This is a genomic window from Asticcacaulis sp. (genome assembly GCF_020217185.1).
In the GTDB taxonomy this organism is placed as follows: Bacteria; Pseudomonadota; Alphaproteobacteria; order Caulobacterales; family Caulobacteraceae; genus Asticcacaulis.
The window spans coordinates 1-10,000 of sequence record NZ_JAIWNX010000236.1; the positions used below are offsets into that span (position 1 = coordinate 1).

At 61.9% G+C, this 10,000-nt stretch carries 9 protein-coding genes; 4 read left to right on the top strand and 5 right to left on the bottom strand.

Features of this window, described 5'->3' with window-relative positions:
• Both LDL37_RS11690 and lpdA read left to right on the top strand, forming a co-directional pair.
• Positions 1-114: 2-oxo acid dehydrogenase subunit E2 (locus LDL37_RS11690; protein WP_290798409.1), on the top strand; the 114-nt coding region annotated here is incomplete at its 5' end.
• A 14-nt stretch (positions 115-128) separates the two neighbouring features.
• Positions 129-1,529: a dihydrolipoyl dehydrogenase gene (lpdA, locus tag LDL37_RS11695; protein ID WP_290798389.1), complete on the top strand. Its 1,401-nt coding sequence runs from the start codon at positions 129-131 to the stop codon at positions 1,527-1,529.
• Positions 1,530-1,733: 204 nt separating this feature from the next.
• Here the strand turns inward: lpdA and LDL37_RS11700 are convergent, their stop codons facing one another.
• The 5 genes from LDL37_RS11700 to LDL37_RS11720 form a co-directional block, all read right to left on the bottom strand.
• Positions 1,734-3,065 (bottom strand): PepSY domain-containing protein, encoded by a 1,332-nt coding sequence (locus LDL37_RS11700; RefSeq protein WP_290798392.1) that lies wholly within the window; start codon positions 3,063-3,065, stop codon positions 1,734-1,736.
• A 1-nt stretch (position 3,066) separates the two neighbouring features.
• On the bottom strand, positions 3,067-5,142 hold the full coding sequence (locus tag LDL37_RS11705; protein WP_290798395.1) for a TonB-dependent receptor: 2,076 nt from the start codon (positions 5,140-5,142) through the stop codon (positions 3,067-3,069).
• Between the two features lie 63 nt (positions 5,143-5,205).
• Positions 5,206-5,619, bottom strand: coding sequence for a hypothetical protein (locus LDL37_RS11710; protein ID WP_290798398.1), 414 nt, complete (start codon positions 5,617-5,619; stop codon positions 5,206-5,208).
• A gap of 32 nt (positions 5,620-5,651) precedes the next feature.
• Positions 5,652-7,208 carry an AMP-binding protein gene (locus LDL37_RS11715; protein WP_290798401.1) on the bottom strand — a complete coding sequence of 519 codons (1,557 nt, stop codon included), beginning with the start codon at positions 7,206-7,208 and terminating at the stop codon, positions 5,652-5,654.
• 137 nt (positions 7,209-7,345) lie between these two features.
• Positions 7,346-8,272: an alpha/beta hydrolase gene (locus LDL37_RS11720; RefSeq protein ID WP_290798403.1), complete on the bottom strand. Its 927-nt coding sequence runs from the start codon at positions 8,270-8,272 to the stop codon at positions 7,346-7,348.
• Between the two features lie 137 nt (positions 8,273-8,409).
• On the opposite strand from LDL37_RS11720, the gene lipA reads away from it, so the two are divergent.
• Together lipA and LDL37_RS11730 are read left to right on the top strand one after the other, a co-directional pair.
• The gene (lipA, locus tag LDL37_RS11725) at positions 8,410-9,387 is read left to right on the top strand and encodes a lipoyl synthase (protein WP_290798405.1); all 978 of its coding nucleotides are present in this window, start codon (positions 8,410-8,412) and stop codon (positions 9,385-9,387) included.
• Between the two features lie 3 nt (positions 9,388-9,390).
• A complete protein-coding gene (locus LDL37_RS11730; protein ID WP_290798407.1) occupies positions 9,391-9,846 on the top strand; it encodes a type II toxin-antitoxin system RatA family toxin in 456 nt (151 codons plus the stop codon).
• Positions 9,847-10,000 lie beyond the last annotated feature (154 nt).

Here is a 10,000-nt window from a genome sequence, read left to right on the forward strand (position 1 = left end):
GTCATGACCGTCACCCTGACCTGCGATCACCGCGTGGTCGATGGGTCGGTCGGTGCCAAGTACATTACCGCATTGAAGGGCCTTCTCGAAGACCCCATCAAGATGCTGGCTTAAGGAGTTGATTCAACATGTCTTATGATCTGGTTGTTATCGGCTCCGGTCCCGGCGGTTACGAAGGGGCCATCCGCGCTTCTCAGAACGGTCTGAAGGTCGCCATCGTCGAGCGTGAACTGCTGGGCGGCATCTGCCTCAACTGGGGCTGTATCCCGACCAAGGCCCTGCTCAAGTCGGCCGAGGTGTTCGACAAGATCAATCACCTCGGTGATTACGGTCTGACCGGCGAAAAGCCGGGCTTCGACTTCGAAAAGGTCATCGCCCGCTCGCGCGCCGTCGCCAAGCAGCTCAATGGCGGCGTCGGCTACCTGATGAAGAAGAACAAGATCGACGTGATCGAGGGCTTCGCCACGCTGGAGCCGGGCAAGGATGCGCCCAAGGTGCGCGTTAAGCTGAACAAGGGTGGCGAGCAGGTTGTCGAGGCCAAGAACGTCATGCTGGCGGTCGGGGCGCGCGCCCGCGAAATCCCGGCCATCGGCGCGGTTTCGGACGGCGAGCGTATCTGGACCTATCGTAACGCCCTGACGCCCAAGGCTATGCCGAAGTCGCTGGTGGTGATCGGTTCGGGCGCTATCGGCATCGAGTTCGCCTCCTTCTACCGCTCGCTGGGTGCCGATGTCACCGTGGTCGAGGCCATGGACCGCATCCTGCCGGTCGAGGACAAGGAAGTCTCCGCTGAGGCTCAGAAGGCCTTTGAAAAGCGCGGCTTCAAGTTCCGTCTGGGTGCCAAGGTGACCAAGGTCGAAAAGACCGCTTCGGGCGTCAAGGTGTCGGTCGAAGTCGGCGGCAAGGCCGAAACGCTGGAGGCCGAAGGTTGCATCGTCGCCGTCGGCATCGTGGCCAATACCGAAAACCTCGGTCTGGAAAAGCTGGGCGTCGAGATGGACCGCGGTCACATCAAGAACGACAGCCACGGCAAGACCAATGTGAAGGGCCTCTACGCCATCGGCGACTGCGCCGGGCCGCCCTGGCTGGCGCACAAGGCTTCGCACGAAGCCGTCCACGCGGCCGACTACATGGCCGGCAAGAAGCTGTCGAACCTCAATCCGCCGATTCCGGGCTGCACCTACGCCACGCCGGAAGTCGCCTCGGTCGGTATCACCGAGCAGGGCGCGAAGGAAAAGGGTCTGGACGTCAAGATCGGCCGCTTCCCCTTCAAAGCCAACGGCAAGGCGATTGCTGCCGGTGAGCCGGGCGGTTTCGTCAAGGTGATCTTCGACAAGAAGACCGGCGCGCTTCTGGGGGCCCACCTGATCGGGGCCAATGTCACGGAAATGGTGCAGGGCTTCTGTCTGGCCATCACCATGGAAGCGACGGAAGAGGACCTGCAAGGGACCGTCTTCCCGCACCCGACCATGTCGGAGGCGATTCTGGAGGCCTCTCTGGACGCCGACGGTCGTATGATCAATTTGTAGGACCATCATGGGGGAAACAGGTTTCCCCCATGTACCCCCTTCGCCGTATTGTGAAAAATTTCTTGGGGCGGCCCGTCGAAATTTTTCACTTTCAAGCGTAAAAAAGCCCGCTCTGAAGCAGAGCGGGCTTTTTGATTTTATTGGAAAAATTATAATTTCAAAACGCAATTTAAATTTTAGTTTTATTTTGCAACCTACTTTTCATCACGTCAATCCCAGCCAATCGCGGACAGGGGGAATACGCCGCAGCACCCATCGCTCGATCAGGGCCACAAGGATCAGGCACAGCCCCATCATCGGCAAGAACAGAGCGAGGCCCAGTATCAGCAGGCCCAGCCCCGTGCCGAGACGTTCGTCGGGCAGGCGGCTGGGGGCGCCCAGTGTCACCTTGTCCGGTCGCCGTCGCCACCACATCATCACCGCCGAAACGCACAAAGTCAGCAGACCCGCCGCCGTCAGCACGCCCAGCGCCTGATTGAACGCGCCGAACAACTGGCCTTCGTGCAGGGCAATCCCCACACCGAACACCCGGTCGATCAGCGGCTTGTCGCCAAAGGTCTTGATCTGCGTCACATCACCCATGTGATCAAAGGTGACGGTGACGCCCTTGGGGCGGTTCTGGGTCTGGGAGACGCCCTGCCACGGCTTGCCCTTGGCCGGTGCCATCAGCACGACCGGCGGCGGCAGGTCGGCGGCGCGCAATTCGCCCGCCATATGGTCCAGAAGCGTCAAATCGACTGCGCCTCCGGCTTGCGCACTGCCGTGGCCGTGGCCTGCGTGCTCGCTGGCCTTGTCCGCGGCACGGCTGGTGGACCAGTCGGGTTTTGACGACTGAGCGATCACCGCCTGACGCACCACCTTGAACCCGGCCCCCCAGACGGTCGTCCAGGGCAGGCCGGTCAGCAGCAGGCAGAGCGCAAAAAACGACACCCACAGACCCGTCACCGCGTGCAGATCGCGCCAGAACAGTTTGGCCTCAAGGCGCGGCCACAGAACTCCGGCCAGACCTTTTGTGCCCCGCGGCCACCACAGATAGAGGCCGGTAAGGATCATCACTATGGCCCAGCACGCTGCCGTTTCGACCAGCAGGGTGCCGAAAAGCCCGGCAAACAACTCGCCGTGGATGGTTTTGACCACATTCATAAACCGCGCCTCTTCGGGCACGGATTTCAGCACGGTCAGGGTTTCCGGGTGCACATAGACGCGCAGCCGTTCGCCGTTTTCGCTCAGCGTGACCCGCGCCGCATCGGTGACGTCGGGTCGGACCTCGACCGACTGAAACTGCGCGTGGGGAAAGGCCGCCAGTGCGCCTTCGACCTGCGCAGACAGGGGCTGAACCCGCCCCGCGCGTCCCACCTGATCATAGGGGCGGTCAATCGCCGCCTCGATCTGGGGCTTGAACAGATAGATCGGCCCCGTCAGGGACAGGATCACGATGAAGGGGATGCACACCAGCCCCGCATAGAAGTGCCACCGCCAGATCATCCGGTAGTCGATAATCTGGCGGCGAACCGTGTCGTTCGCCGCCTTGGTCATGCTACTGCCCCGTCAGCTTGAAGCCGATGAACACGGCACGCCCTTCGCCGGGCCAGAAGGCCGAGCGCGAACTGGCCGCGACCCTGGTGAAGTCGGTCACCGCCGTGACGCTCGACACATAGCGCGTGTCGTTCAGATTGCGCCCTTCGACGAAGACTTCCAGCCCGTCATTGACCTTTTTGGAGGCCGACAGGTTCCAGACGGTGAAGCCCGGTGATGTCTGCGTATTGGCGTAATCGACCCACACATCCGACGGCGTCCATTCCACCGACGGCGCGATGCGCCAGCCGCTCTTTGAGCTGAAGGCCAGTTCGCCGCGGTAATAGTGTTCGGGGATGATGGGCAGGCGGGCATTGCCATAGGTCTTGTCATGGTCGAATTTGAAATCCGACCAGGTATAGGTCTGGCGCGCCATGACGGCCCAGTTACCGATGCTGCCGATGCGCCAGTCGAGAGCAGCTTCAAGCCCCTGATGGATCGTGTTCTGGGCGTTGAAGGTGGCGGCGGGAATGTCGGGCGACACGATGAAGTTGAGCATCTCACCGTCGATTTCGGCCCGATACAGCGCCACATCCCAGGTCAGGTGTTGCGAGCGGCCGCGCGTGCCGATTTCCGCCGTCACGGCCTCCTGCGGCCGCACGCTGGTGAACTGCGGCAGGGGCGTCTGCACCAGAGCGCCATAGGTCGGGGCTTCGACCGATTTGGTGATATTGGCAAACACCTGCTGACCGCTGGCGTTTTGCCACAGAAGCCCGATGCGCGGCGCAAACCAGTCAAAATCCTTGTCGGCATTGTTGGCCGTATTGAGATAGTTGGTGTAGTCGCGGCGGGTCCAGCCATAGGAACCGCCGGCGATCAGGGCTAGTTGCTCCGTGACGAACAGGCGGCCTTCGGCAAACACGTCCCAGCTCTGGGCGTTCTGCACCGCGTTACCGGACATCGTGCCGGGTAGGCCATTGCTGTTGGCGAAGGTGTGGGCGTCGATATTGCCGCTTCGGTAATTGACCCCGGCAAAGACGTCGTAGCGCTTGCCACCCACAGTGCCCTGCCCATCGAGGCGGGCAAAGGCGCCATAGTTCTGATATTGCTGGTCAATATAGATGGAGATGGGGTGGATGAGCTGCTTCCACGCGGCATAGACGCCACCTTCGACGCGCCAGTTGTCATTGATCTGCCAGTCGCCCTGCACCGTGCTGCGCGCGGATTTGACGTTGCGGCCGTAACGCAGAAGCGGATAGTTGGCGGCGGTTGTCACCTTGGGCGTCGTCAGGGCCTGTTGGAGAGTCAGAGCCCCGGCGATGCGCTGATCGAGGTCATTGCCCTGAAAAATAAAGCGCAGCGAGCGGCCTTCGCCGAAGCGGCGACCGATATTCAGCGTCACGCGCTTACCGTTCTGTTCGGAATTGTCGCGCCAGCCGTCGGCATGGACGGTGCTGGCCGACAGATAGAGGTCGTAATCGCCGATGACATCGGCATAGGCGACCTGTCCGCGGGTGGTACCAAAACTGCCGCCTTCCAGCCGCACCAGCGTGCGGTAACCGGCATTGCGGCCGCTGGTCGTGACGTAGTTGACCGCCCCGCCCAGTTGCGCGCCGCCAAAGCGCAGGGCATTGCCGCCCTTATAGACTTCGATATAGCGCGCCGACAGCGGGTCGATCTCCTGATAATCGCCGGAACCGTCGGCCTGATTGACCGGCACACCGTCGATGGACAGCCACGACCCGCGATTGTGCGCGGAGTTACCGATGCCGGAGCCGCGGATAGAGAAGCGGCTGTCTTCACCAAACTTCTTTTGCGCGAAGACGCCGGAGACGTTTTTCAGCGTGTCGTACATCCCGACCGCATAGCTGTTGCTATAGGTTTCGGAGGCGACGACCGACACAGCGCCCGGTGTCCGCGACAATTTGGCGCGGGTGTCGCGCACGGCGGAAGGGTCTTCGGGATTGAGGCGGCCGGTGACGATGACGGTGGGGATGTCATCCGCGTCGGAGGCGAGAGGGGCGGCAAAAGCGGGCAGGGCGGCGCACAGGGCGAGGCCGGAAGCGCTGAGGCACAGCGCGAAGATACGGATTTTCATGAAATAACCTGTCTGAAAGCACGACGTATCAGCGCGCGAGACGCACGCTGAGCGGAAAAGCGATCAGACGAGGTGTGGGGGGCCGCAGGAATGCGGACGGGGCGGGGCGCGGGCCTTGGGTTTCGTCACATCCGCCGCAGGCGTCAGCGGCGCAAGGCTTTGCGTATAGACGACAGGGACGACCGTAAGGTCGGGCTGCGGCAGGCCGGTCAGGCCCGCTAGCACGCAATCGGCGCATTTGAGGCCCTGAGTGGCCTTCTCGGCTTTGTCCTTGGCGACGGCCTGACTGAGGGTCGTATCGACCACCGGCACCGGGCTGTTACACAGGACAAAGCCAGACCCGTCGCGCGATGCCGCCAGAAGGTGCGGCGGAAACAGCACCTGAACCAGCAGGCCCATGACCACGGCGATCAGCGTCCAGAAGCGGGTTTCGCTTCCGGCCTGTGTGCCGTGAGAGGGGGTGCGGGCTATGGCCATGTTTCCGCCTTAACCCTGGCGTGTGTCGGCTGTCAAGCGGCGTTGGCCACCACCTCGGCCAGCTTTTGCAGCGTCACATAGTCCGTCTTGCCCGAACCGAGGACGGGGATCGACTCGACCTTGACCAGCTTTTTGGGGATGGCCAGCGCCGGGACACCCTTCTCCTTCGCCTGATCCGACAGGGTGGACAGGTCCGCCGCCGCATGATCGGTCAGGAGCACCAGACGCTCACCCTTCTTGTCGTCGGCCAGCGACACGACGGCGTGACGATGGTCCGGCCACACCTCTTCGGCCAGCCGCTCAACGGCGGTCAGCGAGACCATCTCACCGGCGATCTTGGCGAACCGCTTGGCGCGGCCAAGGATGCGGATGCAGCCGTGGCGGTCGATCGACACAATATCCCCGGTGTCGTGCCAGCCATCCTTTGGCGCTTCGATGACGTCGGGGGTTTCGAGATTGATATAACCGGCCATGACGTTCGGCCCCTTGACGTGCAGGCGTCCGCCTTCGGGGATGCCTTCGACCACCTCAAGGCGCAGTTGCATACCGGGCAGGGCGCGGCCCACCGTGCCGTAATGATTGTCGGTCGGCAGATTGACCGCCAGAACCGGCGAGGTTTCGGTGACGCCATAACCTTCGATAACGGTCAGGCCGTACTGTTCGCTGAACAGCTTGTGCGTTTCGTCGCGCACCTTTTCCGCCCCGCAGACCACGAAGGCGAGCGTTGCGAAATCGTCCGGCTGCGCCTGACGGGCGTACTGATTGAGGAAGGTATCGGTCGAAAACAGCAGCGACGCTTTCGTTTCCTTGAGCAGGCCGGGGATCTGCTTGACGTGCAGCGGCGACGGGTACTGAAAGCTGCGCATCCCCTGCAACAGCGGCAGGATCAGGCCGCCGGTCAGGCCCAGCGAATGGAAGATCGGCATGGGGTTGAAGCACACCCATTCCGGCTTCAGCTCGATATGGGCGGCGATCTGGGCGCAGTTGAGCACCAGATTGGCCTGAGTGAGCACCACGCCGCGCGGCGTACCAAAGCTGCCCGATGTGAACAGGATGACGCCGATGTCAGAGGGCTTGGCCTTGTGCGCGAAACGGCGCGGCAGTTTGGAGGCCGCCAGTCCGTACAGTTTGTCCGGCAGAGTCAGCGATTTACGCAAATCTTCGAGATAGAGGATGCGGACGAAATGCCCCATGGCCTCAACCAGGTCCTCCAGCTTGGCCTGCTGCACGAAGCGCTTTGAGGTAATCACCGTCTTGACCTTGGCGGTCAGGCAGCCCGTCTTGATATTGGCTGGCCCGGCGGTGAAGTTGATCATTACCGGCGTGCGCCCGTGGGCGTGCAGGGCAAAGAAGCTGAGAGCCCCGCCCAATGAGGTCGGCAGCATCAGACCGATGCGCGTTTCCTTCTTCAGCGCCTTGTCAAACAGGCGCGCCAGCACGAAGGTGCGTAGGATAAATTCGTTATAGTCCGAAGGCTGGCGGTCCTGATCCTCGATAATGAGCTTGGACTTGCCATGTTTGTCTGCGGCGTCGAGAAGCGCGTCGAACAGGGATTTCGTTTCGGCTTCGACATCAAAAGGGCGCACCATGCGCGATCACTCCCTTTGACCGGCTTGAAGGGCCGTCATTACGCTGCGGCTGCCGATCAATTCTGGTTACACCCTATGAGCCTCTGGGCCACAAGTCAATTGAACATTGTTCAAATAATTGAGAGGTGGCTGTTATGTCAGGTGCCAAGGCTTAGAAAGGTCTCAAAAACGGGACCTAACTCCTCTTCACGGGCAACGGGTTTCACCTCGCAGGTAGTGCGCCCGCCACACAGCGCCTTAAGATCGCCTGTCCCGGCCACAACCACAGGAGCGGAGGCGCGGCCCAGCTCCAGCCGGAAGCCGCCGAGTGCCCGGCGTGCCTCGCCCATCTGCTTGATCCAACCCTCACTCAGGTGCACGCGACGCAGATCGGGATTGGCCATGCGCCAGCGATGCGCCACCTTGCCCCAGGCATCGGCGGGTTCGTCTTCGCGGTGCCATTCGGCGGGTGAGGCTGACTGCGAGGCGTCCCACGGCGCATAGGCCAGCACGCCGCGCAGCGGCCAGTTGCGCGCATCCATAGCCAGCGCCGTTAGCGCCCCCGACCCGTGCCCGAACAGATAGAGGGGTTTGGCGGGCAAAGGGCGAATGACCTCGGTCACGAAAGCCTCAGCGGCCTTAATGGGGTGTCTGAAGTCGGGCAGGACAATATCCTGATTTTGCAGCAGATACTTGCCTGATCCGCCCTGACCCGGCGCTTCGAAAAGCCATACGCTCAGCTTGTTCAACACCGCCTGTTGCGCCAGTCCGAAATAGACTTCGGCGGGATAGCGCGCATCGGCCAGTATCAGCAGATGCCCACGCGGATTGAGCGGCGGGGCGGCGACGCCGTAACGCGCCTCGGGCAGGGTGCCGAATTTGAAACCGCTCCACACGAACCCGGCGGGCGGATAGGCGTCAGGCGACAGGCCGGGCGGGATCTGCGAGTCGGTAAAGGCAATACCCGTCTGGTCGGGACCGTCACTGCGCGTACAGCCCGCCAGCGTAGCGCCTATGCCGGCCGCCGCACCGGCCAGTAACCGGCGGCGGGACAGGGAAGGCGACAGCGGACGGAGGATGAGCATGGGCTCAGCTTAGGCCAGATTCCACTGTTCGGCCATCCCCTGTTACCCTATGTTATAAGGGACAAGGCCTTTTGGCTTGATAATGGCGGGCAAAAAGCCCAATTAGGGACAGATTGTTTCCTCATTAAAGTGTCCCCATGGTTACCCTGATCAACCGGCTCGACGCCTCGGTTTCCAAGCCTGACCTGCGCCATCCTGAAAAGCAGAATCGTCCGGACACCCCGATTCTGAAAAAGCCGGACTGGTTGCGCGTCAAGGCGCCGGGCTCCGAAGGCTATAATGCGACGCGCCAGACCGTGCGCGACGCCAAGCTGGTGACAGTGTGCGAAGAGGCCGCCTGCCCCAACATCGGTGAGTGCTGGACCAAGAACCACGCCACCCTGATGATTATGGGCGACACCTGCACGCGGGCCTGCGCCTTCTGTAACGTCAAGACCGGCCTGCCGCAGCCGCTCGATGCCGATGAGCCGAACCGCGTGGGTATGACCGTGGCCAAGATGGGCCTGGCGCACGTCGTCATCACCTCGGTGGATCGCGACGACCTGGCCGATGGTGGGGCGGAACACTTCGCCGAGGTCATCCGTCAGATTCGCCAGCAATCGCCGAAAACCACCGTCGAAATCCTGACGCCGGACTTCCTGCGTAAGGACGGGGCGGCGGAAATCGTCATCGACGCCAAGCCGGACGTCTTCAATCACAATCTCGAAACCGTGCCGCGCAACTATCTGAAGATCCGCCCCGGCGCACGCTATTACCATTCGCTTCGCCTGCTGGAGCGCGTCAAGGAACGCGACCCTTCGCAGTTCACCAAATCCGGCATCATGGTAGGCCTTGGGGAAACCAAGGAAGAGGTGATGCAGGTGATGGACGATATGCGTTCTGCCGGCGTCGATTTCATCACCATCGGCCAGTATCTTCAGCCGACGCGCAAGCACGCCGCCATCGACCGCTTCGTCACGCCGGATGAATTCAAAGCCTATGAATCGATCGCGCGTGCCAAGGGCTTCCTGATGGTGTCGTCTTCGCCGCTCACGCGCTCATCTCACCATGCGGGCGAAGATTTCGAGCGTCTGCGCGCGGCGCGTGACGCGCAACTGGCGGGTAAGCGGGCCTGAGACGTGGCGCAGTTTCACCTTGAGCGCGTCCTGCCCTATGCGGCGTCGGACCTGTGGGACATGGTCAGCGATGTGAAGCGGTATCCGGAGTTTATTCCGTGGATTACGGCCTTGCGCGCCTACAATGCCTCCTCCCCCTCGGATGGGGTGCATATGTTCGATGCCGACGTGTCGGTGGGCTACAAGATGCTGTCCGAGCGCTTTTCGACGCGCGTTACCCGTCGCGCCGATGACCTCAGCCTGCATATGGGCCTGCTGCGCGGGCCGTTGCGTAAGCTGAACGGCCACTGGCATTTTACCGAAATTGAGGGCGGTACGCGCGTCGATTTCGACATGGATATGGATTTCAAAAATCCCATCCTCAATGCCATGCTGAAGGCCAATCTCAATCTCGCCGTCAGCCGCCTGATGAGCGTGTTTGAGGCCCGCGCCAAGCAGCTTTATGGCAACAAGATTTAGGCTTCGGCCTTCAGATGCTCCAGCGCCCAGTGCAGGGCGTACATGACCGACTGTTCGCGGATATAGTCGCGGCCCAGATTCTCAAACACATGCACATTGGCCTGAGACCGGACCTCGCCATCGGGCAGCCGGAAGGCCAGCCCGAAACAGACCA

Coding starts and splice junctions, on each gene's coding strand:
- lpdA (WP_290798389.1), top strand. CDS start 129: ATGTCTTATGATCTGGTTGTTATCGGCTCCGGTCCCGGCGGTTACGAA.
- LDL37_RS11700 (WP_290798392.1), bottom strand. CDS start 3,065: ATGACCAAGGCGGCGAACGACACGGTTCGCCGCCAGATTATCGACTAC.
- LDL37_RS11705 (WP_290798395.1), bottom strand. CDS start 5,142: ATGAAAATCCGTATCTTCGCGCTGTGCCTCAGCGCTTCCGGCCTCGCC.
- LDL37_RS11710 (WP_290798398.1), bottom strand. CDS start 5,619: ATGGCCATAGCCCGCACCCCCTCTCACGGCACACAGGCCGGAAGCGAA.
- LDL37_RS11715 (WP_290798401.1), bottom strand. CDS start 7,208: ATGGTGCGCCCTTTTGATGTCGAAGCCGAAACGAAATCCCTGTTCGAC.
- LDL37_RS11720 (WP_290798403.1), bottom strand. CDS start 8,272: ATGCTCATCCTCCGTCCGCTGTCGCCTTCCCTGTCCCGCCGCCGGTTA.
- lipA (WP_290798405.1), top strand. CDS start 8,410: ATGGTTACCCTGATCAACCGGCTCGACGCCTCGGTTTCCAAGCCTGAC.